The following is a 25,457-nucleotide window of genomic DNA, read 5'->3' as shown; positions in this document are numbered from 1 at the left end:
CAGTCCATCAAGTCAGGCAGATCAACCAAGGCAAGCAAAGACAAGGAAAGACAAGGCACGGATGAAGCTGAAACTGCTTTTTTGGCTATTGCTGGTCGGTAACGTGGTCCTGTTCGGATTGCCGCGCGGCTATTTCGGCGCCAGTGCGACCGAACGACGCGAGCCGCAGCGCCTGGCCGAGCAATTGCATCCCGAGCTGTTGAGCGTGCTGCCGGCCAATAGCGAGAAGCTGGCCTCCCAGCTGCGGGCGCAGCCGGCGCCCGGCGCGCCTGCCAGCGCCGAGGGCGCGCCCGCTGCCGTTGCCCCGGCCGCCGCCACGCCTGCTGCAAGTGATCCTGCCGCCGCTGCGCAAGCGACGCCGGCGGGGCCGGCCACCTCAGCAACCCCATCCACCCCAGCCACGACGGCGCCTCAGGTCGCTGCCGTCACCCCTTCCTGCACCGAGGTCGGCAACTTCACGGCTGCCGATGCCCGTCGCTTCTCGGCCCAGCTTGCCAGTCTCAACCTGGGTGACAAGGTGGTCCAGAAGCTGACCCAGGATGTGACCAGCCACATGGTCTACATCCCCCCGCAGGATGGCCGAGAGGGAGCCGACCGGCGCATCGCCGAGCTGCGTCGCCTGGGCATCGGCGACTTCTACGTCATTCCTGACAGTTTCCCCAACCCGGCATTGCGCTCGGGTGTTTCGCTGGGCATCTTCCGCACCGAGGAGGCGGCCAAGGCCTATGTCAGCCAGCTGATCTCGCGCGGGGTGCGCAGCGCCCGCATCATTGCGCGCCGCTCCGGGGCCGGCAAGCAGGTGTTCCAGTTGCGTGATCTGACACCGGAGGCGCGCAGCGCCCTGGACAACATCAAGAGCGCTTTCCCGGACCAGGAAATCCGCGGCTGCAGCGCCTGAAGGCGGCGGCGTTGTCTGGATCGGACACGCCGCATGTTGCGCTGCGAAGCCGGGCGGCTTTCCATGTAAAATCCCGTCCCTAACCTTTACCCGTCACCCATCCCTCATCGCATCGACAGGACATTGCCATGACCACCGACCTGACCAACGTAGCCCCCCAGATCAAAGCCGAAATCCTGGCCGAGGCGCTGCCGTATATCCGTAAATTCCACGGCAAGACCATCGTGGTCAAGTACGGTGGCAATGCGATGACCGAGGAAAGCCTCAAGCACGGCTTCGCCCGTGACGTGATCCTGTTGAAGCTGGTCGGCATGAACCCGGTGGTGGTCCACGGTGGCGGCCCGCAGATCGATGCGGCACTCAAGAAGATCGGCAAGCAGGGGACCTTCGTGCAGGGCATGCGCATCACCGACGAAGAGACCATGGAAGTGGTGGAATGGGTGCTGGGCGGCGAAGTGCAGCAGGACATCGTGATGCTGATCAATCACTATGGTGGCCAGGCGGTGGGCCTGACCGGCAAGGACGGCGGCCTGATCCGCGCGCGCAAGATGCAGATGCCGGACAAGGAGCATCCGGGCCAGTTTCTGGACATCGGCTACGTGGGCGAGATCGAGGCGATCAACCCGGCGGTGGTCAAGGCGCTGCAGGACGATGCTTTCATCCCCATCATTTCGCCCATCGGTTTCGGTGACGACGGCCAGGCCTACAACATCAATGCCGACGTGGTGGCCGGCAAGATCGCCGAGATCCTGCACGCCGAAAAGCTGATCATGATGACCAACATCGCCGGTGTCCAGGACAAGGCCGGCAATCTGCTGACCGACCTGTCGGCCCGCGAGATCGACGAGATGTTTGCCGACGGCACCATTTCCGGTGGCATGCTGCCCAAGATTTCCTCGGCCCTGGATGCGGCCAAGTCGGGCGTGAACACGGTGCACATCATCGACGGTCGCATCGAACACTCGCTGCTGCTGGAAGTGCTGACCGAGCAGGCCTTCGGGACCATGATCCGCTCGCACTGATACCGCGTCGGGTAGTCGGCAGGACAAAAAATGGATGAGCATGCTCATCCATTTTTTATGCCCGCCGGTCAAGGTGTGGCACAGCTCAATAGAGTTGTTTGACCTGCAATCCCGTTTTCTTCAGCAAGAGCGGCACGCTGTCCGGTCCCACCAGGTGCAGGATGCCGATCGCCGCCACGGCGCCGTCATGCTGGCGCAGCAGGTCGGCCACGCCCTTGGCCAGCCCGGGATTGCGTTGCTGGAGCAGGGTCTTGAGCGTAAAGCGGGTGGCGAAGCTGTCATCCTGCCGCATGTCCTTGAGCGCTGTGGCGAAGCCGGCGCTGTCGGCGTGTCGCCAGGCGGTCACCAGCAGGTCGAGCTTGCGGCTCAGGGCGGCATCATCCAGTTCGCGCAGGGTATCGGCCAGGAATTCGGCCTGTTGTGCTTCGGTAAGCTGGCTGAAGAGGCTCATCTGGCGGTCCGCGCTCTCCAGTTCGACTACTTTGCCACCGTGGGCGCGCACGGCGTTGGCCAGATGGCTGTCCACGGCCAGGTCGGTGCGGTAACCGTGGCGCCCGTATTCTTGCACCGTCAGGGCCATGGCCAGCATCCATGGACGCATGTGCTGCACAGCCTGCAGCGGCAGGCCCATACGTTCCAGCGTGGCAATCGTGCGCTGCGCCAGGGCGGGATCGAGGTGGTCCTGGATGCGCTGACCGTCAGGGTAGAGGGCATAGCGCTGCACGGCGTTCTGCATCGCGGCGCCATTGTCCGGGTCCAGTTCCAGCGCCAGCACGGGGGCGGCAGACAGGGCGCGGGTCAGGCGCGGCTCCAGCGGATAGAAATCGGGTGCACCCACGTGGATGGTGCCGAACAGCAGCAGGGAATGGCGACCATCGGAGACCTGATACAGCGCGCCGCGCGGCGGGATACTGCTTTGTCCCTCGCCGGTAGCGGCCGCATGGGCGGGGAGGGAGAAGTTAAAGCAGGACAACCAGGTCAAACTCACTATAATCACCCGTTGCATCAATCCGTTCACTGCTGGCCTTTCTTTGCTGAAGGTGCGTCCATGCCTGCTGGCAGGCGCGCCGGTCCGATTTATGGCGTCCAATACTACACCGCTCTGGCTGTTCGACCTCGACAACACCCTGCACAACGCCTCGCACGCGATCTTCCCGGCCATCAACACCAACATGAACCGCATCATCCAGCGGGTGCTGGAGAACGACGGGCAGCCCAGCGACGAGGCGGCGGTGAACTATCTGCGCCGGCATTACTGGAAACTGTACGGTGCCACCCTGCTGGGCCTGGTGCGCCATCACGGCATGGATATCGATGAGTTCCTGCACGAGGCACACCTCTTCGATGACCTGCCCGGCATGGTCCGTGCCGAGCGTGGCATCGGCCGCTGGCTGCAGCAACTGCCGGGACGCAAGATCCTTCTGACCAATGCGCCCCGCCGTTATTCACGCGAACTGGTGCGGCATCTGGGGCTGCACCGCCATTTCTCGCATCACATTTCCATCGAGAGCATGCACGTGCATCGCCAGTTGCGGCCCAAGCCTTCGCGGCTGATGCTGCGCAAGCTGCTGGCGCGTCACAAGATCGCGCCGCGTCGCTGCATCCTGGTCGAGGACACCGTGGACAACCTGAAAAGTGCCCGCGAACTTGGCGTGCGTACTGCCTGGGTGACCCAGTACCTGCGCGGCAGCCAGGCGCTCCTGGGACATATGGGGGGACAGCGCGCCTTGAGCCGCTTACCGGGTTTCGTTGATGTGAAGGTTCGTTCAGTGCGGCAGTTGCCGCGCCGGCTGGCGGCGCTGGGAGCCTTGCGCTAGGCGAGGATGGGGTCGCTGGGTTGCTAAGTTGCCGGGCTGGCTTTAGTCGGCGCAATCGGCGCACCAGCCCTTGATGGTCAGCTCCACTTCGTGGCTTTGGAAACCCTTGCCCAGTGTCTTGCGCAGGGCCGATTGCAATTGCGCGGCGGTGGAGCGATGCCGATCGGCATCGGGCAGGACGGTCGCCAGGAAATCGGTGCCATCGCTGGCATCCAGGCAGAACACTCGGTGGCAACGGGTGCATTTGAAATGACCGTGCTGGTGTTGCTTGCCATGGGAGTGGTCGTGCAGGCCGTGCTCGGGATGATCGGCACCGGCGCTGTAGCGGAAGATCCGGTCATCGCTGGAAATCTTGTGCGCCAGGCCGGCCTCGGTCAGGCAATCCAGGGCGCGGTAGAGCGTGACCCGGTCCATGTCGGCGAAGCGATCCTGGATATCCTGGTGTGACGCCGCACTGCGGGTTTCCAGCAATGCTCCCAGCACGTTCACGCGGGCCTGCGTCACCCGCACGCCGGCTTCGCGCAGTTGCGCCTCGGCCAGCCCCGTCACGGTCGCGGCTTGCGCGCTGGTGCTGGCGGAGGAGTGGTCGGCGGCTTTGGCTTTCATGGTCGGCATTGGCTGGAACGTTCGAGGAGCCAGGTCACTGGCAGAGAAACTTGGCGGCGCAGCAAGCGCCGGTCATCTATTTTAGCCCATGCGGCGCTCACCCCCCGCGCCGACAGCCGTAGCGGCGGTCGCGGCTAGTTGTTGTTGTCCTTGCCGCCCTTGCGCGCGCGGGGGTGGGCCTGGTCGTAGACCTGGGCCAGGCGCTGGAAGTCCAGCGCGGTATAGACCTGGGTCGCGGTGATGGAGGCATGGCCCAGCATTTCCTGTACCGCACGCAGGTCGCCCGAGCTCTGCAGCACATGCGAGGCAAAGGAGTGTCGCAACATGTGAGGATGCACGTCGGACGCCATTTCCACTCCCTTGCCATGCGCTTTCAAACGCAATTGCGTGACCCGGGGCGACATGCGGGCGCCCCGCTCGTTGAGGAAAAGTGCATGGCAGTCGGTGCCGCCATCGGCGCGCACCAGGCCGGCCCGCAGCGGCAGCCAGTCGCTGATGGCCTGCAGGGCGGCTTTTCCCACCGGCACCTTGCGCTTTTTGCCGCCCTTGCCGGTGACGGTGACCTCGGCCTCGCCCAGGTCGATCCAGCCGGCGGACTCATAGCTGCCTTCGCCGATATCGGCCACGTCGATGCCCACCAGCTCGGAGACGCGTAATCCGCTCGAATAGAGCAATTCGAACATGGCGCGATTGCAGGCCGCCAGGGTGGAGTCGGGGTCGCGCCCCGGATCGGCCTGTGCGACCAGGCGCACGGCATCATCGGCGGCCAGCGCCTTGGGCAGGGGTTTGCTCTTCTTGGGGGGCTTGACGCCATCGACCGGGTTGGCGGGCAGTTCGATTTCCATCGACAACCACCCGAAGAAGCCGCGCCAGGCCGACAGCTTGCGTGAAATCGAGCGGGCATTCAGGCCGCGTGCATGCAGCCGGGCGGCGCATTTCCTGATCTGTACCTGGGTGACGCCGCGCAGATCGAGCTCGGCAGTAGATGCGTCCGCGTCGGCCGGCGCCAGCAGCGAGCGTAATTCCTGCAGGTCACGGCCGTAGTTGTCCAGTGTATGGGGGGACAGCTTGCGCTGGGCGCGCAAAAAGGAGAGATAGTGGCCGATCAGGGCGGAGGCGGTGCCATCCATGGCGTCATCCTTCACATTGGCGGCGTGCGCAGAACGGAACAGGGCCGCTCTGCCAGGCGGTGCATCAGCGCAGCAGGCAGGCCAGTGCGGCGCTACCGGTTTCGCCGATGCGGGTCAGGAAATCGGTCCCCATGTCGGAGGTGAAACGGCTCGGGTCCGGCGAGCCCAGTACCAGCAGGCCGAAGGCTTCAGGCGCTGCACCCACGCGCAGTGGCAGGATGGCGACCGATTTCACCGAGTCGGCATCGTCCAGCCAGGTGGCCGCTTCGAATTCCTTGTTGGGACCGCAGAAGGGCGCCGACAGACCGTTGGCAAAGATGCGGGCATCGTCCGAGACTTGCCGGGTGGCCCAGTTGTCGGCATGGGCCTGGCCCAGATTCCACAGGCGCACGGTCACTTGCGGCACGTGGAAGATTTCCTGCAATTGGGTGACCAGCGTGCGTGGCAGGTCGGCGGCGTCGCGCGTCAACAGCAGGGCGCGGCTCCAGGCCTGGAACTTGTTGGTGATCTCGTCGTTTTCCTGGGCGATACGCATGAGGTCGGCCATGCGCAATTCCTGCACGCGGATCTTTTCGCGCAGGATTTCCATCTGCCGCTCCTGCAGCGAGACCGCGCGGCCCATTACCGGGCTGGTCAACTTGATGGTCGAAAGCAGCTCTGCATGCTCCTCGAAGAAATGAGGATGTTCCAGCAGGTAGTCGGCAATCAGGTTGGAATCCAGTTCGGAGGTCATCGTCGAGGGTCTGTGAGTGAGGTACCAGCGGCAGGCAAAAGGTGGCGTGCCGGAAATATCGCGAGATTATCCTCGCTATCGGACATGCTGACAATCATCGCCGGCGTGGCCAGGCGGCCTTGCCTGCCATGGCGTGCAAAGCATGGCGGCGCGATAAGAAAAGGCAAGGGAAGGTAAAGGAAAGGTAAAAGAAAAAGGCCTGCATGATTGCTCATGCAGGCCTTTTTCGTTCCAGCTCAGGCTCAATTCAGGTTGAAACTGACACATTCATGCCAGTTTCAGATCCATGAATTAGAACTTGTGACGGATACCGGTGATGACAGCGGTTTGGCTGGCATCGGAACCGGTTGCGCCACCGGTGACACCCGGGTTTTGGATGTCGCTAGCGCGCATGTTGGACACGAAGGCGTACAGGTCGGTACGCTTGGACAGCCAGTAGTCAGCACCCAGGCTGATCTGGGTCAGCTTGCCCTTGCCGTCGACGCCGTTGAAGGTCGCGCGGGAGTGGTCAACAGCTGCCAGCAGCTTCAGGGAAGGCGACAGGGAGTAGGCGGTACCGACTTCATAGGTATCAACCTTCTGTGCGTTGCCCAGGGTTGCGGTAGCAACGGTCGGGGTGCCCTTCAGATCTTGCTTGACGCGCGAGTAGTTAGCGTACACGCGGGCGGCGCCGAACTGGTAGGAAGCCACAACGTTCAGGGACTTCAGAGCGGTGTTGCCAGCGACGGCAGCAGCGGTGTTGGCGTTGCCGGTGGTGCCAGCAGCCGGGATCAGGCTGGTGTCAGACGGGGTCGAACCGGCCTTGGATTGGTAGTAGTTGATACCCAGACCCAGAGGACCGTTGTCGTACTTACCACCGATGCCGTAGGCTTGACCAGCGGAGGTCTTGCCAGCTTGTTCGCCGAAACCGTAGATCAGGTTACCGGTGAAGCCGCTCAGGTTGGTGGTGGTGTAGCTGATCGAGTTGTTGGTACGAACACCTTGCAGGCGGTTCAGGCCCGAACCCGAGTTGGAGACCACGCCGCCGAAGTCGTTAACAGCGGTGTAAGCGGAGATGGTGTCCGAGAAGTCGGTTTGACGACCCAGCAGAACGGTACCGAAGCCACCAGCCAGACCGACCACCGACTTGCGGCGGAACAGGTTGGAGGAGGTCACGGCGTCGGAGCCTTGCAGGCCGCCGTCGTCGTTGGTGAAGCCGGCTTCCAGGTTGAAGACTGCGGACAGACCGCCGCCCAGATCTTCAACGCCCTTGAAACCGATACGGGAACCTTGGATCACGCCAGAGTTGATGCCGAACTTGCTGCCGGTGCCACCGGTTGCGGTAGCGACCTTGCTGGAGTAAGCGATACCGGTATCAACGATACCGTAGATGGTGACGGAGCTTTGTGCTTGAGCAGCACCTGCGAACGCGCCGAGGACGGCCAGTGCCAGCAGAGATTTTTTCATTTGACATCCTTCTATAAAAATAGTCTTGAGGATCCGTACTTCTGGTCGGATGGTGAGACATTAAGGGTTCTCATTTGGCGTGGCCGCAGATTGGTCACGTGGGGGGAGGAATTTTGGTTGAAAGCGCCAAAGTGCAGTATGAGTGTTGTTTTTTTCAAACGCTTTCCACCCCGTCAATGCATGACAGGCAAATTTTGGCACTCAGCTTGTCACTTATTAACGGCAGGTATGACGCAAACTTGATCCGCATCGTCTCGTCAATACGCTTGTTGTCAAAAAGATGCATTCTGATAGTTTTTCGAGTCATTTTTAAAGAAATGTCGATTGTGGGGCATAATTTTGGCTTTCTGACCGGACGTGGAGGTCTGATGGCCAATCGCGAGGATCTTGTAATCATCCGCGCCGCGCGTGCTGGAGAGGCGCAGGCGCAATTGACGCTGGGCAAGCGTTATCTGTTTGGCGGTAATGGTTTGCCGCAAAGTGCAGGCACTGCCTTTCATTGGCTGGAGCGGGCGGCGCGCCAGGGGCTGGCCGATGCCTGGATGCTGATCGCCCAGCATATTCCCTATGAGGTCGTGGTACCGCTGGCCAAGCCGCAGGAAGCTGCGCAATGGTACGAACGTGCATTCGACGCCGGCCTGACGCGCGCCGGGTTGGTGTTTGCGCGGCTGGTGCTGGATAACCCTGCCGTCACCGCCACCATCAGCGTCGAGTTGAAGCACAAAGCCATCCGCGCCCTGGAAGTGGTCGCCCGCGAGGGGGATCCGGACGCGCAGTGGTTATTAGCCCGGCAGGGCGAGCGCATGCTGGCTCCCGCCACTGCAGCCTCTTCGAACGCCATCCCTGGCGAAGCGCAGTCGCCCGCGCCGGCGGTCAAGGCCGAGGAGCTGCATCAGTGGACGAAGAAAGCCGCTGACGCCGGCGTCGAACAAGCCCAGCACGCGCTGGCCGACGCGGCCTGGCGGCAATCCGACTTCGCCACCTTCCGCCAGCGGGCTCAGCCCCTGGCTGACGCCCTGTTGCGCCAGCACGAGGGCACGGTGGCGCAACTCAATGCCCCCTCCGAGGCCCTGGCGGCGGCGCTGGGCGCGCAGAACATCCAGCTGCTGTATCGCCTGGCCCAGGTCCATATGGCTGACAAGCGTCCCGACCTGTTGCACGCCCAGCAATTGCTGGAACTGGCCGCGCTGGCCTGCGACCGTGACGCGCAGCTGGCCCTGGGTCTTTTATATGGACGTCTGGACCAAGCGGGCGTGCGGCGCTTCGCCGGCCAGGGTTCGGCCAACTACAAGAAGGCCATCCGCTGGCTCACCCTGGCCGGGGAGCAGGGCATGGCAGCGGCCTGGTATGTCCTGTCGCGTATCTATCTGAAGCCCGAGTTTTCGCAACGCAATCTGGCTGACGTGCAGCATTACCTCGAGCGTGCTGCCGAGATGGGCCATGTGGAAGCGCAGGTCGAATGCGGGGTGGGCGCCTGGCGTAACCGTCGCGATGATCCGGGCAACGACGTGCGTGCCCTGTATTGGTTGCAGAAGGCCGCCACTCAGGGAGCGCAGCAGGCGCGGACCTTGCTGGACAAGGTCGCCGATCGCCCCCTGGCTGCCGAATGGGCGATGCGGGCGCGCGCGCAGCTCAGTCGCGAGCAGATCAATGCGCATCCCTTCCTGGCGGCACGCATCGAACTGGCGGCCCTGTTCGGGCTGACCCGGCCGGAAGCGCTGCTGATCGATCTGAAACAGGCCGATTGCGGTCATTGCCTGATGGTGGACATCCGCAGCCAGTATGCGCGCAGCAAGCGGCGCCTGATCCTGGTGGAGACGGGAGAGCAGCGCGGTACGCTCAATCGCATCGGACGCCTGTTCGAAGACATGGATTGTGGCCCCGCCGGTCCGGAAGGCAATTATCGTCAGCGGCTGTACCGCCTCAAGAGCGTGTTGCCGCAGGTGCAGGAGGACGACGAGGTGGAAGAACAGGATCTGGCTGCTTGAACCGCCGCGCCACGGCCTTCCAAGGTCGCAGGCAAATGAAAACGGCTTGCTGATGTGTTCAGCAAGCCGTTTTCATATGTGTATTAAATTGTCTCAGAGCTGATCCGGCAAATCGATCTCGCCTTCGAACACGGTCACCGCCGGTCCGGTCATCATCACCGGTTCGCCCGGGCCGGCCCAGGCAATGTTGAGCACGCCGCCATGGGTCTGCACCGCCACCGGTGAATCCAGCAGGCCGCGCCGAATGCCGGCCACCACTGCGGCACAGGCGCCGGTGCCGCACGCCAGGGTTTCGCCGGCACCGCGTTCATAGACACGCAGGTTGATGTGATGGCGATCGACCACCTGCATGAAACCGGCATTGACGCGCTTGGGGAAGCGCGGGTGATGTTCGATCAGCGGACCGTCGGTCAGTACCGGCGCGGCTTCACTGTCATCGACCAGTTGCACCGCGTGCGGATTGCCCATCGACACCACCGAGATCCAGGTGGTCTTGCCGGCCACGTCCAGCGGCCACAGATTGTCTTCGGCCTCGCTGCGATGCTGCAGGCCATGGCTGTCGAAGGGAACGTCGGCCGGGGTCAGGATGGGGGCGCCCATATCCACGGTGATCTGGCCGTCGTCTTCCAGGCGCGGTTCGATCACGCCGGACATGGTTTCCACACGGATGGCGCGCTTGTCGGTGAGCCCCTTTTCGGTGACGAAGCGCACGAAGGCGCGCGCGCCATTGCCGCATTGCTCGACCTCGCCGCCATCGGCGTTATAGATGCGATAACGGAAATCGATGCCGGCACCCTGTGCTTTTTCCACCACCAGCATCTGGTCGGCACCGATGCCGAAGCGACGGTCGGCGATGAACTGCCACTGGGCGGGGGTAAGCGAAATGGCCTGGTTGACGGCGTCGAGGACGACGAAGTCGTTGCCGGCGCCATGCATCTTGGTAAATTTGATTTTCATGTGCAGATTATAGGACGGCTGCTGGCCGTCGCGCTCGCTGCTCAGTCCGCGTCGCGTCCATAGACGTCCGGCTCGCCCGGCGGACGGGTCTTGAAGCGCTTGTGGGCCCAGAAGTATTCAGCCGGATGCTCACGTACGCGTTCTTCGATGAAGGCATTCATGCGGCGCGTGGCGGCCACGATGTCCTCGCCCGGATAGTCGGTCCAGGCGGGATAGTAGGTGGCTTTCCAGCCCTTGTAGTTGGGCAGGAAGGTGCAGACCACCGGCACCACCGCGGCACCGGTAGCTGCGGCGATGCGGGCCGTGGCCGTGAGGGTGGCGGCGGGTACCCCGAAGAAAGGCACGAATTCGGCGTCGCGGATGCCGAAGTCCATGTCCGGCAACATCAGGAAGGGCAGGCCCTTGCGCATGGCGCGGATGATGGGTTTGACGCCCTGTTCGCGCGCCAGCAAGGTTGCCGGCCGGAAGCGCAGACGGCCCTTCAGCAGTGCGCGGTCGATGACGGCATTGCGTTGCTTGGTATAGATGGTACAGGCCGAATATTCGGAGAACACGCCCAGGGTCGCGCCGGGAATTTCCAGGCAGACGAAATGCGGTGCCAGCAGGATGGTCGGCCCCTTGGCGAAGGTCTCCAGCGGCATGCCCGGGTCGACCTGGATCAACCGGCGCAGACGCGATACCGGCGCCCACCAGAGGATGCCGCGTTCCAGTGCACTGCGGGCGAACAGGCGGAAATGCTCGCGGGCAATGCGTACGCGTTCTTCTTCGGTCTTCTCCGGGAAGCACAGGCGCAGGTTGGTCAGCGCGATATGACGCCGGGGACGCATATAGATATAGAGCAGCGCGCCGATACCTTCGCCCAGGCGGCCGAGGATGGGCAGGGGCAACCAGTGCAGCAGCCACATGATGGCCAGGAGCAGTCTCATGACGATGCCTCCCCGGGCCTGGTCACGCCGGGCGGTGTCTTGTAGCGGTTGTAGCTCCAGATATATTGGGCCGGGCAGTGGGCGATCAGTTTTTCCATGGCGGCGTTGATGGCGCGGGCCTGTTGTACCGGCGATTCGGGAAGTTCACCTTCAAATGGAACGAAGTGCACGGCAAAGCCGCGTCCCCAGGACAGCCTTTCCGCATAGACAAGCAGCAAGGGTGCGCCGCTCATCTGTTGCAGCTTGGCGGGCAGGGTCATGGTGTAGGCCGGCTTGCCGAAGAAGTCGGCCCAGACGCCTTCGCCGTTTTGCGGCACCTGGTCCGGCAGCAGGCCGATGGCCTGGCCATTCTTCAGCGCCTTCAGCAGTATGCGCACGCCCGCCAGGTTGGCCGGGGCCAGGTGCAGGTTGGCGCGGGCACGGGCGCCCTCGATCAGGGGCTTGAGGGCAGCCTTGCGTGGGGGGCGGTAGAGGACACTCAGGCTGGTCTGGTGCGCCACCACCTGGGCCGAGATTTCGAAGCAACCCAGGTGCGGCGTGAGGAAAATGACACCGGACTTGGCCGCCAGCGCCTGCTCCACCATATCCCAGTTGCGCAGGCGTGCCGTGCGCAGAACCCGGCGGGGCGAGGCGCACCAGATGAACGGCAGCTCGAACATGCCCTTGCCCGCCTCGCCGACCGCCTTGAACAGGCTGGCGCGATGTCCGGCCAGGGCAATGTTGTTCTGCAGACGGCGCCGGTAGGACGGCGAGAGCAGGAACACCAGCCAGCCCGTCACCACGCCGATGGCATGCAATACTGGCAAGGGCAGGAAGGACAGCAGGCGGAATAAAGAAACGAGCATACGTGCCGATAACGGTTGAGCGGGGCGCTTCCGCCGCCAAATTGCAGAAAATTGCAAGAGGCGTAAAATAGCACAAGCCGTCGAGTTAATGACAACTTGCGAGACGGGGTACAAATTTCGCTAAAGCGTCGCAGGCACGACTGACGATGGGCCGCGACATTGCTAAATCGTTTTCAGTCAGAGGCTTGCATGTCCAACGAATATCTCTTCACTTCCGAATCCGTTTCCGAGGGTCATCCCGACAAGGTCGCCGACCAGATCTCGGACGCCATCCTGGATGCCATCTTCACCCAGGATCCGCAATCCCGCGTGGCCGCCGAAACCCTGTGCAACACCGGTCTGGTGGTGCTGGCCGGTGAAATCACCACCCGTGCCAATGTCGACTACATCGATGTGGCCCGCGAAACCATCAAGCGCATCGGCTACGACAATGCCGACTTCGGCATCGACTACAAGAGCTGCGCCGTGCTGGTCGCCTACGACAAGCAATCCCCCGACATCGCCCAGGGCGTCGATGAGGGCAAGGGAGTGGACCTGGAGCAGGGGGCCGGCGACCAGGGCCTGATGTTCGGCTACGCCTGCAACGAAACCCCGGAGCTGATGCCGGCTGCCATCTACTATGCGCACCGCATCGTGGAACGCCAGTCGCAACTGCGCAAGGACGGCCGCCTGCCCTGGCTGCGTCCGGACGCCAAGTCCCAGGTCACCCTGAAGTACGTGGACGGCAAGCCGGTCGCCATCGACACCGTGGTGCTGTCGACCCAGCATTCGCCCGAGATGGAGCAGAAGGCTATCCACGAAGCCGCCATCGAGGAAATCATCAAGCCGGTGCTGCCGGCCGAATGGCTCAAGAACACCCGCTACCTGATCAACCCCACCGGCCGCTTCGTCATCGGCGGCCCGCAGGGTGACTGCGGCCTGACCGGCCGCAAGATCATCGTCGATACCTACGGCGGTGCAGCCCCCCACGGCGGTGGCGCCTTCTCCGGCAAGGACCCGTCCAAGGTCGACCGTTCGGCCGCCTATGCCGGCCGTTACGTGGCCAAGAACATCGTCGCTGCCGGCCTGGCCGAGCGTTGCCAGATCCAGGTGTCCTACGCCATCGGCATCGCCAAGCCGACTTCGGTGATGGTGACCACCTTCGGCACCGGCAAGATCAGCGACGAAAAGCTGGCGCAACTGGTGACGGAACACTTCGACCTGCGCCCCAAGGGCATCGTGCAGATGCTGGACCTGCTGCGCCCGATCTACGCCAAGACCGCCGCCTATGGTCACTTCGGCCGCGAAGAGCCGGAATTCACCTGGGAGCGCACCGATAAGGTCGCCGCCCTGCGCGCGTCGGCCGGCCTGTAATACGCAGCCTGACGGCGCGGACCGGGCATTGACTAACGCCCGGCCCGCGCTACAATGCTGTTCCCGCGGATGAACAGCTTCATCCGCTGCCCGTACCGATGTCGGCATTGCGTCCGGTACGTCAATCCTCACAATGCCTCACCGCCGCAAGGAGCGTTGCGACAGGGACAACCCCTGCCAGGCTTGCAGCGATGAACAGGCGCATCGCGCCTGGCAACCGCGCTCACGTTACTTTTTTTCTGGCTTTTTCATGAAAGGAGGGCGTGAACAGCGCCATTGCCATGACTACTCAACAAGACTACATCGTCGCCGACATCAACCTGGCCGACTGGGGCCGCAAGGAAATCAAGATCGCCGAGACCGAAATGCCGGGCCTGATGGCGATCCGCGATGAATTCGCCGCCGCCCAGCCGCTCAAGGGTGCCCGCATCACCGGTTCGCTGCACATGACCATCCAGACCGCCGTCCTGATCCAGACCCTGGAAGCACTGGGCGCGCAGGTGCGTTGGGCGTCCTGCAACATCTACTCGACCCAGGACCACGCCGCTGCCGCGATTGCCGCCAACGGCACTCCGGTGTTCGCCGTCAAGGGCGAGAACCTGGACGAATACTGGGAATACACCCACCGCATCTTCGAATGGACCGACGGTGGCTATTCCAACATGATCCTGGACGACGGCGGCGACGCCACCCTGCTGCTGCACCTGGGTGCGCGCGCCGAGACCGACATCTCGGTCCTGGCCAAACCGGACTCCGAAGAAGCGGTCTGCCTCTTCAACGCCATCAAGCGCTACCTGGCCAAGGATGCCAACTGGTATTCCAAGCGCCTCAAGGAAATCAAGGGCGTCACCGAAGAGACCACCACCGGCGTGCACCGCCTGTACCAGATGCACAAGGAAGGCAAGCTGGCCTTCCCGGCCATCAACGTCAACGACTCGGTCACCAAGTCCAAGTTCGACAACCTGTACGGCTGCCGCGAATCGCTGGTGGACGGCATCAAGCGCGCCACCGACGTGATGATCGCCGGCAAGGTCGCCATCGTGGCCGGCTACGGTGACGTCGGCAAGGGTTCGGCCCAGGCCCTGCGCGCGCTGTCGGCCCAGGTCTGGGTTACCGAGATCGACCCGATCTGCGCCCTGCAGGCCGCCATGGAAGGCTATCGCGTGGTGACCATGGACTATGCCGCCGAACACGGCGACATCTTCGTCACCTGCACCGGCAACTATCATGTGATCACCCATGAGCACATGAAGAAGATGAAGGACCAGGCCATCGTCTGCAACATCGGCCACTTCGACAACGAAATCGAAGTCGCCGCCCTGAAGCAGTACACCTGGGAAAACATCAAGCCGCAGGTCGACCACGTGATCTTCCCGGACGGCAAGCGCATCATCCTGCTGGCCGAAGGTCGTCTGGTCAACCTGGGTTGCGCCACCGGCCACCCGTCCTACGTGATGAGCTCGTCGTTTGCCAACCAGACCATTGCCCAGATCGAACTGTTCGTCAACACCAAGGCCTACCCGGTCGGCGTGTACACCCTGCCCAAGCACCTCGACGAGAAGGTCGCCCGCCTGCAACTGAAGAAGCTCAACGCCCAGTTGAGCGAACTCACGCCAGAGCAGGCCGCCTACATCGGCGTGAAGCTGGAAGGTCCGTACAAGCCGGAACACTACCGCTACTGATCCATGCCAGCGGCCGGCCTCACGCCGGCCCTGCATGGTTGGCAACGTCCGATCCAGCGGCCTGTGCGGCGTCCCGAGGGGCGCCGCGCTCACAGTGGCCGCTGCTGTCTTCATCACTCCCCTGACGGGGTCGAAAGGAATCTCCGTGCGCCTGCTGCTGACCTGGCTCATCAACGCCCTGGCCTTGCTGGCCGTCCCCTACCTGATGCACTCGGTGCAGGTCGACAGCTTCGGCTCGGCCCTGCTGGCTGCGCTCATCCTGGGTTTCGTCAATACCATCGTGCGCCCGGTGCTGGTCGTGCTGACCCTGCCGGTGACGGTGGTCACGCTGGGTCTGTTCATCCTGGTCATCAATGGCCTGATGTTCTGGGTCGTGGCGCAACTGGTGGGCGGCTTCCACGTGGCCGGATTCTGGTCTGCCGTGGGCGGCGCGCTGCTCTATAGCATCGTGTCCTGGGCCTTGTCGACGCTGTTGCTGAAATCGGGATCGAATCAATGAGTACGCATAATTTCAGTATCGAATTCTTCCCGCCCAAGACCGCCGAAGGCGCGCAAAAGCTGCGCGCCACCCGCGCCCGGCTGGCCCAATTGCAGCCCCGCTATTTCTCGGTGACCTTCGGCGCCGGTGGCTCCACCCAGCAGGGCACCCGCGACACCGTGCTGGAAATCATCGGCGAAGGCCATCAGGCTGCACCGCACCTGTCCTGCATCGGCAGCTCGCGTGCCAGCCTGCGTGCCATCCTGGACGATTACCGCACCAACGGCATCAAGCGCCTGGTGACGCTGCGCGGTGACCTGCCCAGCGGTTATGGCGCCATGGACCAGGCATCCAGCGAATTCCGCTATGCCAACGAATTGGTCGAGTTCGTCCGCGCCGAGACCGGCGACTGGTTCCACATCGAAGTGGCGGCCTACCCGGAAATGCATCCCCAGGCCCGTTCGCCGCAGGATGATGTCCAGAATTTCGCGCGCAAGGTCAAGGCCGGCGCCAATGCGGCCATCACCCAGTATTTCTACAACGCCGATGCCTACTTCCGCTTCGTGGACGAGGCCGCTCGCCTGGGCGCGACCGTGCCGGTGATCGCCGGCATCATGCCCATCACCAATTACTCGCAGCTGATGCGCTTCTCGGACATGTGCGGCACCGAGATCCCGCGCTGGATCCGCCTCAAGCTGTCCAGCTATGGCGACGATACGGATTCGATCCGCGCCTTCGGCCAGGATGTGGTCACGCAACTGTGTGAGCGCCTGCTGGCCGGTGGCGCACCGGGTCTGCATTTCTATTCACTGAACCAGGCCGCCCCCACCGAGGCGATCTGGCAGCAACTGGTGAAGTAACGCCACACCTGGCAAGCGGGTGCCAGTTGCAGAGCCGGGCCTTGGCCCGGCTTTTTCATTGTCCAATCGATAATGGCGAATGGTTGGAAGACATCAGCCCACATCAGCCGACATCGGTGAGGATGGCATCCAGCGGCACGTCATGCGTCTGCGGTTCGAACGCCACCAGCCCGAAGCCATAACACACGCCCACCGCCAGCGGCCGCACCGGGCCGGCCAGGGTGCGGTCATAGAAGCCGCCCCCGTAACCCAGCCGGAACCCGGCCTCGTTGAAGCCGAGGCAGGGAATGAGCAGGGCCTGCGGCTGGACCACTGCGGTACCCGCCGGCGGCACCCTGGTCCCCATGGCATCCTTTTCCAGGACATCACCCGGGCGCCAGCGGCGAAACTCCAGCGGCATCTCCCGCCCCACCACCACCGGCAGGCACAGGTCCACGCCGTGCGCTGCCAGCGCGTTATAGGCGTCAGCCAGGTCGGGTTCACGCCGTATCGGCTGATATACCGCCAGGCTGGTGATGGCCGAGCCGACGCACCAATCCACCACACGCTGGCCGATGCGCTGTTCGGCGCGCAGCTTGTCCGTGTCGCCCAGGGCCTTGCGACGTCCCAGCAGGTCGGCGCGCAGGGCATTCTTGTGCAGCACCGCGAGGGCCTGTTCGGTCTCCGGCGCGGGTGCATCGCGTGCTATGCTTGGGTTCATTATTTGTTCCATCAATCTGCATGAAGAAGCTTGCATGAGTATGCGTCCGAAGAAACATCCGTTCAACCAGCGCCTGCGCGCGCTGGCCGCCTCATTGGCCACCTCGCTGGCGCTGCCTCTGGTCGTGGCGACCGGCACCATCCTGATCGTGGCGCCAGCGGCCCATGCCCAGAAACGCCTGGCCCCGGACGCGGCGCCCGACGATCTCTTCCTCGCCCTGCGCCAGGCCGCTGCCAGCGACAATGCCGCGCTGGCGCAGGACCTGGCCGCGCGCCTGTCCGGTTACGAACTGGCCTCCTACGTCGATTACTACCGCCTCAAGCCGCGCGTGCGCGACTATAGCGCCAGTGAACAGGAAATCCGCGATTTCCTGTCACGTTGGGATGGCCAGGCCATCGTCGACCGCCTGCGCAACGACTGGCTGCTGGCATTGGGCAAGACCGGCAACTGGACCGTCTTCGACGAGCAATACCCCAAGTTCGTGCTCAACGACGATGTCCAGGTCAAGTGCTTCGCCCTCAACTCGCGCGCCCTGAAGGGCGAGAACGTGGCCGAAGAAGCACGTGCCTTGTTGAGCAACCCCAAGGACTATGGTCAGGGCTGCAGCGACCTGATCTCCACGCTGGCCCAGAACGGCCAGTTCAGCCAGGCCGATGTCTGGTTCCAGATCCGCCAGGCGGCCGAGAACGGCAATGCTACCGTCGCCCGTCGCGCCGCCGTGCTGGTCGATAGCGGCGATGTCGGCGTCACCCAGGTCATGGACCGCCCGGCGCTGATGCTGGCCAAGGGGCCGGGCAAGGGGGCTGCCAACCACCAGCTCTACATCATCGCGCTGGGCCGCATCGCCAAGAGCAATCCGACCCAGGCCGCTACCTATCTCGGCGATGCCGGGCGCAACATGACCGCGCAGGAAGTCGCCCAGGGCTGGGCGCAGATCGCGCTGGCCGCGTCCTACAAGCTGGCGCCGGAAGCTTCCGATTACTGGCGCCGCGCCAAGGATGCAGCGCTCACGCAAGATGCCATGCAGTGGAAGGTCCGCATGGCCCTGCGCGATGGCGACTGGAAGACCGTGCGCAAGACCATCGAGGCCATGCCGGCCCCGCTGCGCAGCGACACCGCCTGGGTCTACTGGCTGGGCCGTGCGCTGAAGGAAGAAGGTCAGACCGACGCCGCGCGCCGCCTGTTCGAATCGATCGCACCCAACTTCAGCTTCTACGGTCAGCTGGCCCTGGAAGAGCTGGGCCAGAAGATCAGCATCCCGCCCGGACCGACCCCGCCCGGCGCTGGCGAGGTGGCGCTGTATTCGCAGAATGCCGGCTTCAAGCGTTCGCTCAAGTTCTATCAGTTGAACCTGCGCTTCGAAGCCATCCGCGAATGGAACTGGGAATTGCGCAACATGAGCGACCGCCAGCTGCTGGCCGCCGCCGAGTACGCGCGCCAGAGCGACGTGCTGGACCGCATGGTCAATACCTCTGATCGCACCCGCAGTGAATTCGATTTCACCCAGCGCTTCCCGGCCCCGCACCTGCCCGAGATGAACGCCGCCACCAAGCCGCTGGGCATGGAGAACGCCTGGGTCTATGGCCTGATCCGCCAGGAATCGCGCTTCATCAAGTCGGCCCGTTCCCATGTGGGTGCCTCCGGCCTGATGCAGTTGATGCCGGCGACCGCCAAGTTCGTCGCCAAGAAGATCGGCATGAGTGAATTCACCGCCGACCAGGTCAACGACATCAACACCAACCTGCTGCTGGGCACCAGCTATCTCGACATGGTGCTCAACAACATGGAAGGCTCGGAAACCCTGGCCACCGCCGGCTACAACGCCGGCCCCGGCCGCCCCCGTACCTGGCGCGCGACCTTGCCGCGTCCGGTGGAAGGCGCGATCTTCGCCGAGATCATCCCTTTCAATGAAACCCGGGGCTATGTCAAGAGCGTGATGTCCAATGCGACCTACTATGCGGCCATATTCGAGAACCGCCCGCAATCGCTGAAGCAGCGCATGGGCACGGTGGCGCCCAATTCCAACGTCGCCACCGACCTGCCCTGATCCCGTCGCCCGCGCTGTCGGCGATGGCCGGCGGCCAACAGGAAATCGGAGAGTGACAAATGGCAGTCAGGAAGATCCTCGTCATCGGTGGTTCCGGCTTCATCGGCACGCGGCTGGTGGAACTGCTGGGCAGCAGCACCGCTTATCGCATCATGGTCCCCACGCGCCGCTACGAGCGCGCCAAGCATCTGCTGGTGTCGCCGGTGGTCAGCGTGGTACAGGCCGATATCCATGACGACGCCGTGCTGGCGCGGCTGGTGGCCGAGGCTGACGCAGTCATCAATCTGGTCGGCATCCTGCAGTCGCGCCCGGCACGCGGTGGCGCGCCCTATGGGCCCGACTTCGAACGCCAGCATGTCCTGCTGCCGCGCCGCATCGTCACCGCCTGCGTGCAGCAAGGCGTACCGCGCTACCTGCACATGAGCGCGCTGTGCGCCGATGCCCAGGGGCCATCGATGTACCTGCGCTCCAAGGCGGCCGGCGAACAGGAAGCACTGGCCTCGCCGGCGCTGGATGTGGCCATCTTCCGGCCGTCGGTGGTGTTTGGCGAGGGCGACAACTTCCTCAACATGTTTGCCGGCCTGAACCGGATGTTCCCCGTGATCCCGCTGGGCAGCGCCCAGGCGCGCTTCCAGCCGGTCTATGTGGGTGATGTGGCACAGGCCTTCGTCAATGCGCTGGCGTTGCCGCGCCTGGGCGGCAAGGTGTTCGAGCTGGGCGGGCCCAGGCAATACGCCCTGCGTGATCTGGTGCGTCTGGCGGGCTGGTACAGTGGCCATCCGCGCCCGGTGGTAGGCTTGCCGGATGCCCTGGGCTGGCTGCAGGCCTTCGTCCTGGAACACCTGCCCGGCAAGCTGATGAGCCGCGACAACGTGGCCTCCATGCAAGTGGACAACGTACTGCACGGCCCTATCGCAGCCGAACTGCGGCTTGCCCCCCGGTCGGTCGAGGAGATCGTCCCCGGCTACCTGTCGTCGCGCAGCCCGCAACAGCAGTTCGACCTTTTTCGCAGCACCGCGCGGCGCTGAGCCTGTCGCTCACCGCGCTTTTGACCTTCAAGAAACGAGCCCCCATGCAAGACACTGAACTTGATCCGGTACTGTCCGAGACGCTGCAAAAAGCCGGCCGCCACATGCCTACGCTGGTGATCGCCAACAAGAACTACTCGTCCTGGTCGATGCGACCGTGGGTGGCCATGGTCGCCTTCGACATCCCCTTCAAGGAAGTGCGCGTGCTGCTGGACCAGCCCGATACCGCCGCCGACATCGCCCGCTACACCGGCTCCGGCCGCGTGCCGGTGCTGCTGGATGGCGACATCGCGATCTGGGATTCGCTGTCCATCTGCGAATACCTGGCCGAACAGTTCCCCGATCGTGGCCTGTGGCCGGCACGCACCGATGCCCGCGCCATCGCCCGCAGCATCTGCGCCGAGATGCACTCCGGCTTCACCGGCCTGCGCAGCGCCATGAGCATGGACATCCGTGGTCGTTACCCCGGCCAGGGCCGTACCCCCGAGGCGCAGGCCGATATCGGCCGCGTCTGCGAAATCTGGGAAGAATGCCTGTCGCAGTTCGGCCATCACGATTTCCTGTTCGGCGATTTCTCGATCGCCGACGCCTTCTACGCGCCCGTGGTGATGCGCTTCATCAGCTACCAGGTGCCGCTGGCCCCGGCCCTGCAAGCCTACGCCGACCGCGTGCGCGCGCATCCGGCGGTGGCACGCTGGATCGCCGAGGCGCTGGCCGAGAAGGAAGTCCTTCCCGATCACAAGTGAGGCAAGCAAGATGAAGATCTACACCGTCGGCGGCGCAGTGCGCGACGGCTTGCTGGGCCTGCCGGTGAAGGACCGCGACCACGTGGTGGTCGGCGCCACCCCGCAGCAGTTACTGGAGCGGGGCTTTCGTCCGGTGGGCAAGGATTTTCCGGTGTTCCTGCATCCAGAGACCCAGGAGGAATACGCCCTGGCCCGCACCGAGCGCAAGACCGCGCCCGGCTACAAGGGCTTCGCCTTTCATGCCGCGCCCGACGTCACGCTGGAAGAGGACCTGGCGCGTCGCGACCTGACCATCAACGCCATCGCCCAGGACGAGGATGGCACCCTGGTCGATCCCTATCAGGGCCGTGCCGATATCGAGCGCCGCGTGTTCCGCCATGTCTCCGATGCCTTCATCGAGGACCCGGTACGCATCCTGCGGCTGGCGCGCTTTGCGGCGCGCTTCGCCGATTTCAGCGTGGCCCCCGAGACCCAGGCGCTCATGCAGCGCATGGTCGAAGAGGGTGAAGTCGATGCCCTGGTGCCTGAACGTGTATGGCAGGAGCTTGCACGTGGCCTGATGGAGCGCAAGCCCTCACGCATGTTCGAGGTATTGCGCAACTGCGGCGCATTGCAGCGCATCCTGCCCGAACTGGCCGCGCTGTGGGGCGTGCCGCAACCGGAAAAGTGGCATCCCGAGATCGATACCGGCGTGCATGTCATGCTGGTGGTGGACTGGGCAGCAGCACAGGGCTTCTCCTTGCCCATCCGCTTCGCCGCGCTGTTGCACGACCTCGGCAAGGGCAGCACGCCGCCCGAGATGTGGCCACGTCATCACGGTCATGAAGCACGCAGCGAGCGCCTGGCCGAGCAGGTCTGCGCCCGCCTGAAGGTACCGGGTGAATGCCGCGACCTGGCGCTGATGACGGCCCGCGAGCACGGCAACGTCGGCCGCGCCTTCGAGATGCGTCCCGATACGCTGGTCAAGTTCTTCGCCCGTTGCGACGCCTTCCGCAAGCCGCAGCGCTTCATCGACATGCTGCGCGCCGCCGAGTGTGATCATCGCGGCCGCACCGGCCTGGAGCTGCAGCCCTTCCCGCAGGCACCCTATCTGGAGGGCGCGCTGCAGGCCGCGCAACAGATCGATGCCGGTGCCATTGCAGGCCAGCAGACGCAGCCGCAACGCATCCCCGAGGCCATCCTGGCAGCCCGTACCGCCCAGGTCGAGGCCTTCGTCGCGCAGCACCGGCCGGTGCAGCACTGAAGCAGAGGCCGACCATGAGCAACCCCTTCACCCGCTGGATGCAACGACTGCGCGGCGCCTCTGCGGCCGCTGGTGAGCGGCATGAGAAGCCGCATGTCTTCGTCAAGGAATTGTCACCCCGCTCGCGGCGTCACCTGTTGCGCCACTTCCTGGCGCTGGAAGAAAAGGATCGCCTGCTGCGCTTCGGCTCCAAGCTCTCCGACGAGATGGTGACGCGCTATGTCGAAGGCATCAACTTCGAACGCGATACCGTCTTCGGCGTCTACGACCGTCGCCTGCGCCTGCTGGGCGTGGGGCACCTGGCTTTCGCGCCCAAGGAAAGCACGCGCATCAGCGGCGCCACCATCAAGCCGGTGGTGGCCGAGTTCGGGGTCTCCGTCACGGCCGCCGCACGCGGGCTGGGCGTGGGAACACGCCTGTTCATGCGGGCCTCCATGCGCTGCCGCAATGCCGACGTCGATACGCTGTACATGCATTGCCTCTCTTCCAACAAGGTGATGATGCACATCGCCAAGAAGGCCGGTATGGAAATCCATCGTGACTACGGCGAAGCCGATGCCTACCTCAAGATCAAGCCCGCCAATTCGGCCACGGTGTTCCAGGAGGCCGTGGAAGAACAGGTCGCCATGCTCGACTACATCGTCAAGGCCAACTTCAAGGCCCTGCTCAAATGGGGCGCCCGCGTGACCGGCATTGGCAGCGACAAGAAGGACCGGACGCCGCCTCCGCCCGGCGCATAGATTCACTCCCGCACCGCCACGCATGACCATCCCGGCAAGGGGGCGCATAATATGCGCCTCACTTTGATAACGGGTATGCCATGAGCACCAATCCCAACACTGACGATTTCTTTGCCACCGTCGCCACCAAGTCCGATAGCGGCGCCTTGCGCGGTGACTACAGCCAGGCCGACGCCAACTATGTCGTGGCCCAGAACTGGGAGGCCTATACGCCGGCCCAGCACGCACTGTGGCGGCGTTTGTATGAACGCCAGGCGCGTCTGATCCCGGGGCGTGCCTGCGACGTCTTCATCGACAGCCTGAAGGCTCTGGACGTCTCGCAAGGCATCCCGCGCTTCGACCAGACCACCGAGACACTCTTCAAGGCCACCGGCTGGCAGCTGGTGGCCGTGCCGGGCCTGGTACCGGACCACACCTTCTTCGAGCATCTGGCCAACCGCCGCTTCCCGGTCACGGTCTGGCTGCGCGAAGAACACGAATTCGACTACATCGTCGAACCCGACGTGTTCCACGACTTCTTCGGTCACGTACCGCTGTTGTTCAATCCGGTCTTCGCCAATCACCTGCAGGAATACGGCAAGGGCGGCCTGAAGGCGCTCAAGCTCGACGGCCTGGCCTACCTGGCGCGCCTGTACTGGTACACCATCGAGTTCGGCCTGATCCAGAGCGAACAGGGTTTGCGCATCTACGGCGCCGGCATCCTGTCTTCCGGCGGCGAGGTGGAATATTGCCTCTCCAGCGAGCAGCCACGCCGCGTGCCTTTCGACGTAGAGCGCATCATGCGCACGCTCTACAAGATCGATACCTACCAGGAAACCTATTTCGTCATCCGCGATTTCGAGCAACTGTTCAATGACACTGCGCCCGATTTCACGCCCATCTACGAGCGACTGAAGCAACAGGAAGCGTTGTCCGCCCACAGCCTGCTGCCGGGCGAGACCAACCTGCCACCGAACCGCTGAAACCTGAAGAGATCGGCAGGCGGCCTCGTTGAAGAATCGCTGAAGAACTTCGAGGCCGCCGGTCAGCTTGCTGACCTTTCAAGACGAGATGATGCAGGTCAAGAAAGGCCCGCCTTGGCTACAGACAATGATCGGCTTCATTGTCCGTCACCAAGGAGTCAGCCATGCCCTTCAAGCCCATCCTGTCCACCTTGCTGCTGGCCGCCAGCACCTTGCTGGTACCGCCCGCCCACGCGGCCCCCACCGCCACTGCCACCACCACCACCGGGAAAGAGCCGATCACGCCCATCCAGCCCGCCCGCGTGAGCAATCGCGCCATGGTCGAACTGGGCAAGCAGCTGTTCTTCGATCCCCGCCTCTCGCGCTCCGGCGCCATCTCCTGCAACTCCTGTCACAACCTGTCGATGGGCGGGACGGACAACCTGAAGACCTCCATCGGCCACCAGTGGCAACAGGGACCGATCAATTCGCCCACGGTGCTCAATGCCAGGTTCAATGCCGCGCAGTTCTGGGACGGACGTGCCGCCGATCTCAAGGCCCAGGCCGCTGGCCCCATTGCCAACCCCAAGGAGATGGCCTTCTCGCATGCCCTGGCGGTGGATGTGCTGCAGTCCATTCCGGGTTACGTGGCTGCCTTCAGGCAGGCTTTCGGTCACGGCCGTCTGGGTATCGATGAAGTGACGCAGGCCATTGCCGCCTTCGAAGAAACCCTGGTCACGCCCAATTCGCGTTTCGACAAATGGCTCAAGGGCGACCGCAAGGCGCTCACCAGGAACGAGCTGGACGGCTACAAACTGTTCAAGTCGGCCGGCTGCGTGGCCTGTCATAACGGTCCTGCGGTGGGCGGCAATTCCTTCCAGAAGATGGGCCTGGTCGCTCCCTACCTGACCAGCAATCCGGCCCTGGGTCGCGCCGATGTCACAGGCAAGGAAGAAGACCGTCACCACTTCAAGGTGCCGACCTTGCGCAACGTCGAGCTGAGCTATCCCTACTTCCATGACGGCGCTGCCGCCACCTTGACCGAAGCCGTCGATACCATGGCGCGCCTGCAGCTGGGTCGGCAGTTCAGTGCCGATGAAAACGCCAAGGTCGTCGCTTTCCTCAAGACCCTGACCGGCGAGCAGCCGCGCGTGAGCCTGCCATTGTTGCCACCTTCGACTGGAAAGACGCCGCCTCCACGACCCTTCGACCAGCCCTGACCAACCCTGCAGACATAAAAAAAGCGGACCCGGCAGGGGGGGCCGGATCCG

The 25,457-nt window shown here is 63.8% G+C and carries 24 protein-coding genes and 1 riboswitch; of the genes, 15 read left to right on the top strand and 9 right to left on the bottom strand.

Translation table 11 applies throughout. The features are described from left to right. The first annotated feature begins 61 nt into the window (after window positions 1–61). Window positions 62–898, top strand: a complete 837-nt coding sequence (locus tag HWE04_RS00855) for an SPOR domain-containing protein (protein WP_241811229.1) — start codon at window positions 62–64, stop codon at window positions 896–898. Between the two features lie 128 nt (window positions 899–1,026). Next, window positions 1,027–1,920: an acetylglutamate kinase gene (argB, locus tag HWE04_RS00850; RefSeq protein ID WP_006465160.1), complete on the top strand. Its 894-nt coding sequence runs from the start codon at window positions 1,027–1,029 to the stop codon at window positions 1,918–1,920. A gap of 85 nt (window positions 1,921–2,005) precedes the next feature. Here the strand turns inward: argB and HWE04_RS00845 are convergent, their stop codons facing one another. Then, window positions 2,006–2,926, bottom strand: coding sequence for a TraB/GumN family protein (locus tag HWE04_RS00845; protein ID WP_274619995.1), 921 nt, complete (start codon window positions 2,924–2,926; stop codon window positions 2,006–2,008). Between the two features lie 73 nt (window positions 2,927–2,999). Between HWE04_RS00845 and HWE04_RS00840 the strand changes: the two genes are divergently transcribed. After that, on the top strand, window positions 3,000–3,737 hold the full coding sequence (locus HWE04_RS00840; RefSeq protein WP_077236202.1) for an HAD-IA family hydrolase: 738 nt from the start codon (window positions 3,000–3,002) through the stop codon (window positions 3,735–3,737). 42 nt (window positions 3,738–3,779) lie between these two features. Here the strand turns inward: HWE04_RS00840 and HWE04_RS00835 are convergent, their stop codons facing one another. The 4 genes from HWE04_RS00835 to HWE04_RS00820 all read right to left on the bottom strand — a co-directional run bounded on the left by HWE04_RS00835 (window position 3,780) and on the right by HWE04_RS00820 (window position 7,652). Continuing rightward, window positions 3,780–4,352, bottom strand: a complete 573-nt coding sequence (locus HWE04_RS00835) for a Fur family transcriptional regulator (RefSeq protein WP_241811227.1) — start codon at window positions 4,350–4,352, stop codon at window positions 3,780–3,782. Between the two features lie 125 nt (window positions 4,353–4,477). Beyond that, window positions 4,478–5,473 (bottom strand): tyrosine recombinase XerC, encoded by a 996-nt coding sequence (locus HWE04_RS00830; protein ID WP_077236200.1) that lies wholly within the window; start codon window positions 5,471–5,473, stop codon window positions 4,478–4,480. 64 nt (window positions 5,474–5,537) lie between these two features. After that, entirely contained in the window at window positions 5,538–6,206 is a 669-nt protein-coding gene (locus tag HWE04_RS00825) for a DUF484 family protein (protein WP_006465155.1), read from the bottom strand. Window positions 6,207–6,497: 291 nt separating this feature from the next. Beyond that, window positions 6,498–7,652, bottom strand: coding sequence for a porin (locus HWE04_RS00820; protein WP_006465154.1), 1,155 nt, complete (start codon window positions 7,650–7,652; stop codon window positions 6,498–6,500). 368 nt (window positions 7,653–8,020) lie between these two features. On the opposite strand from HWE04_RS00820, the gene HWE04_RS00815 reads away from it, so the two are divergent. Further along, window positions 8,021–9,640: a tetratricopeptide repeat protein gene (locus tag HWE04_RS00815; RefSeq protein WP_241811226.1), complete on the top strand. Its 1,620-nt coding sequence runs from the start codon at window positions 8,021–8,023 to the stop codon at window positions 9,638–9,640. Window positions 9,641–9,733: 93 nt separating this feature from the next. Here the strand turns inward: HWE04_RS00815 and dapF are convergent, their stop codons facing one another. The 3 genes from dapF to HWE04_RS00800 are packed head-to-tail and all read right to left on the bottom strand — an operon-like array spanning window position 9,734 to window position 12,368. Beyond that, on the bottom strand, window positions 9,734–10,597 hold the full coding sequence (dapF, locus tag HWE04_RS00810; protein ID WP_006465152.1) for a diaminopimelate epimerase: 864 nt from the start codon (window positions 10,595–10,597) through the stop codon (window positions 9,734–9,736). A 41-nt stretch (window positions 10,598–10,638) separates the two neighbouring features. Next, complete coding sequence (locus HWE04_RS00805; protein ID WP_077236195.1) at window positions 10,639–11,523, bottom strand: LpxL/LpxP family acyltransferase; 885 nt, start codon at window positions 11,521–11,523, stop codon at window positions 10,639–10,641. Then, window positions 11,520–12,368 (bottom strand): lysophospholipid acyltransferase family protein, encoded by an 849-nt coding sequence (locus tag HWE04_RS00800; protein WP_241811225.1) that lies wholly within the window; start codon window positions 12,366–12,368, stop codon window positions 11,520–11,522. Before HWE04_RS00800 ends, HWE04_RS00805 begins: the two co-directional genes overlap by 4 nt. Before the next feature lie 189 nt (window positions 12,369–12,557). On the opposite strand from HWE04_RS00800, the gene metK reads away from it, so the two are divergent. From metK to metF, 4 genes are all read left to right on the top strand, one after another. After that, window positions 12,558–13,721 (top strand): methionine adenosyltransferase, encoded by a 1,164-nt coding sequence (gene metK, locus HWE04_RS00795; protein WP_102662817.1) that lies wholly within the window; start codon window positions 12,558–12,560, stop codon window positions 13,719–13,721. Window positions 13,722–13,863: 142 nt separating this feature from the next. Further along, window positions 13,864–13,953: riboswitch (S-adenosyl-L-homocysteine riboswitch) on the top strand. A 49-nt stretch (window positions 13,954–14,002) separates the two neighbouring features. After that, a complete protein-coding gene (gene ahcY, locus HWE04_RS00790) occupies window positions 14,003–15,403 on the top strand; it encodes an adenosylhomocysteinase (protein ID WP_274619994.1) in 1,401 nt (466 codons plus the stop codon). Between the two features lie 145 nt (window positions 15,404–15,548). Next, window positions 15,549–15,902, top strand: a complete 354-nt coding sequence (locus tag HWE04_RS00785; protein ID WP_006465147.1) for a phage holin family protein — start codon at window positions 15,549–15,551, stop codon at window positions 15,900–15,902. Continuing rightward, the gene (metF, locus tag HWE04_RS00780; RefSeq protein ID WP_241811224.1) at window positions 15,899–16,741 is read left to right on the top strand and encodes a methylenetetrahydrofolate reductase [NAD(P)H]; all 843 of its coding nucleotides are present in this window, start codon (window positions 15,899–15,901) and stop codon (window positions 16,739–16,741) included. The genes HWE04_RS00785 and metF overlap by 4 nt, the downstream gene beginning before the upstream one ends. A 103-nt stretch (window positions 16,742–16,844) precedes the next feature. Here metF and HWE04_RS00775 read toward each other — a convergent pair whose 3' ends face one another. Next, the gene (locus HWE04_RS00775) at window positions 16,845–17,441 is read right to left on the bottom strand and encodes a 5-formyltetrahydrofolate cyclo-ligase (protein ID WP_241811223.1); all 597 of its coding nucleotides are present in this window, start codon (window positions 17,439–17,441) and stop codon (window positions 16,845–16,847) included. Window positions 17,442–17,475: 34 nt separating this feature from the next. Here HWE04_RS00775 and HWE04_RS00770 point away from each other — a divergent pair, with 34 nt between their 5' ends. The 7 genes from HWE04_RS00770 (at window position 17,476) to HWE04_RS00740 (ending at window position 25,406) form a co-directional block, all read left to right on the top strand. Further along, the gene (locus HWE04_RS00770) at window positions 17,476–19,488 is read left to right on the top strand and encodes a lytic transglycosylase domain-containing protein (RefSeq protein ID WP_241811222.1); all 2,013 of its coding nucleotides are present in this window, start codon (window positions 17,476–17,478) and stop codon (window positions 19,486–19,488) included. 59 nt (window positions 19,489–19,547) lie between these two features. Continuing rightward, window positions 19,548–20,516, top strand: coding sequence for a complex I NDUFA9 subunit family protein (locus HWE04_RS00765; RefSeq protein WP_241811221.1), 969 nt, complete (start codon window positions 19,548–19,550; stop codon window positions 20,514–20,516). 44 nt (window positions 20,517–20,560) lie between these two features. Further along, a complete protein-coding gene (locus HWE04_RS00760) occupies window positions 20,561–21,262 on the top strand; it encodes a glutathione S-transferase family protein (protein ID WP_102662823.1) in 702 nt (233 codons plus the stop codon). Between the two features lie 10 nt (window positions 21,263–21,272). Continuing rightward, window positions 21,273–22,505: a multifunctional CCA addition/repair protein gene (locus HWE04_RS00755; protein ID WP_241811220.1), complete on the top strand. Its 1,233-nt coding sequence runs from the start codon at window positions 21,273–21,275 to the stop codon at window positions 22,503–22,505. A 14-nt stretch (window positions 22,506–22,519) separates the two neighbouring features. Further along, entirely contained in the window at window positions 22,520–23,245 is a 726-nt protein-coding gene (locus HWE04_RS00750; protein ID WP_077236185.1) for a GNAT family N-acetyltransferase, read from the top strand. An 80-nt stretch (window positions 23,246–23,325) separates the two neighbouring features. Next, window positions 23,326–24,207 carry a phenylalanine 4-monooxygenase gene (gene phhA / locus HWE04_RS00745; RefSeq protein WP_241811219.1) on the top strand — a complete coding sequence of 294 codons (882 nt, stop codon included), beginning with the start codon at window positions 23,326–23,328 and terminating at the stop codon, window positions 24,205–24,207. Between the two features lie 164 nt (window positions 24,208–24,371). Next, on the top strand, window positions 24,372–25,406 hold the full coding sequence (locus tag HWE04_RS00740; protein WP_241811218.1) for a cytochrome-c peroxidase: 1,035 nt from the start codon (window positions 24,372–24,374) through the stop codon (window positions 25,404–25,406). Window positions 25,407–25,457: the final 51 nt, after the last annotated feature.

The organism is Herbaspirillum sp. C7C2 (assembly GCF_022627865.1).
GTDB classification, from domain to species: Bacteria; Pseudomonadota; Gammaproteobacteria; order Burkholderiales; family Burkholderiaceae_D; genus Herbaspirillum; species Herbaspirillum frisingense.
The sequence above is the reverse complement of the archived record's forward strand: the minus strand, read 5'-3'. Positions and strand labels throughout refer to the sequence as shown.

Coding starts and splice junctions, on each gene's coding strand:
- HWE04_RS00855 (WP_241811229.1), top strand. CDS start 62: ATGAAGCTGAAACTGCTTTTTTGGCTATTGCTGGTCGGTAACGTGGTC.
- argB (WP_006465160.1), top strand. CDS start 1,027: ATGACCACCGACCTGACCAACGTAGCCCCCCAGATCAAAGCCGAAATC.
- HWE04_RS00845 (WP_274619995.1), bottom strand. CDS start 2,926: ATGCAACGGGTGATTATAGTGAGTTTGACCTGGTTGTCCTGCTTTAAC.
- HWE04_RS00840 (WP_077236202.1), top strand. CDS start 3,000: ATGGCGTCCAATACTACACCGCTCTGGCTGTTCGACCTCGACAACACC.
- HWE04_RS00835 (WP_241811227.1), bottom strand. CDS start 4,352: ATGCCGACCATGAAAGCCAAAGCCGCCGACCACTCCTCCGCCAGCACC.
- HWE04_RS00830 (WP_077236200.1), bottom strand. CDS start 5,473: ATGGATGGCACCGCCTCCGCCCTGATCGGCCACTATCTCTCCTTTTTG.
- HWE04_RS00825 (WP_006465155.1), bottom strand. CDS start 6,206: ATGACCTCCGAACTGGATTCCAACCTGATTGCCGACTACCTGCTGGAA.
- HWE04_RS00820 (WP_006465154.1), bottom strand. CDS start 7,652: ATGAAAAAATCTCTGCTGGCACTGGCCGTCCTCGGCGCGTTCGCAGGT.
- HWE04_RS00815 (WP_241811226.1), top strand. CDS start 8,021: ATGGCCAATCGCGAGGATCTTGTAATCATCCGCGCCGCGCGTGCTGGA.
- dapF (WP_006465152.1), bottom strand. CDS start 10,597: ATGAAAATCAAATTTACCAAGATGCATGGCGCCGGCAACGACTTCGTC.
- HWE04_RS00805 (WP_077236195.1), bottom strand. CDS start 11,523: ATGAGACTGCTCCTGGCCATCATGTGGCTGCTGCACTGGTTGCCCCTG.
- HWE04_RS00800 (WP_241811225.1), bottom strand. CDS start 12,368: ATGCTCGTTTCTTTATTCCGCCTGCTGTCCTTCCTGCCCTTGCCAGTA.
- metK (WP_102662817.1), top strand. CDS start 12,558: ATGTCCAACGAATATCTCTTCACTTCCGAATCCGTTTCCGAGGGTCAT.
- ahcY (WP_274619994.1), top strand. CDS start 14,003: ATGACTACTCAACAAGACTACATCGTCGCCGACATCAACCTGGCCGAC.
- metF (WP_241811224.1), top strand. CDS start 15,899: ATGAGTACGCATAATTTCAGTATCGAATTCTTCCCGCCCAAGACCGCC.
- HWE04_RS00775 (WP_241811223.1), bottom strand. CDS start 17,441: ATGAACCCAAGCATAGCACGCGATGCACCCGCGCCGGAGACCGAACAG.
- HWE04_RS00770 (WP_241811222.1), top strand. CDS start 17,476: ATGAGTATGCGTCCGAAGAAACATCCGTTCAACCAGCGCCTGCGCGCG.
- HWE04_RS00765 (WP_241811221.1), top strand. CDS start 19,548: ATGGCAGTCAGGAAGATCCTCGTCATCGGTGGTTCCGGCTTCATCGGC.
- HWE04_RS00760 (WP_102662823.1), top strand. CDS start 20,561: ATGCAAGACACTGAACTTGATCCGGTACTGTCCGAGACGCTGCAAAAA.
- HWE04_RS00755 (WP_241811220.1), top strand. CDS start 21,273: ATGAAGATCTACACCGTCGGCGGCGCAGTGCGCGACGGCTTGCTGGGC.
- HWE04_RS00750 (WP_077236185.1), top strand. CDS start 22,520: ATGAGCAACCCCTTCACCCGCTGGATGCAACGACTGCGCGGCGCCTCT.
- phhA (WP_241811219.1), top strand. CDS start 23,326: ATGAGCACCAATCCCAACACTGACGATTTCTTTGCCACCGTCGCCACC.
- HWE04_RS00740 (WP_241811218.1), top strand. CDS start 24,372: ATGCCCTTCAAGCCCATCCTGTCCACCTTGCTGCTGGCCGCCAGCACC.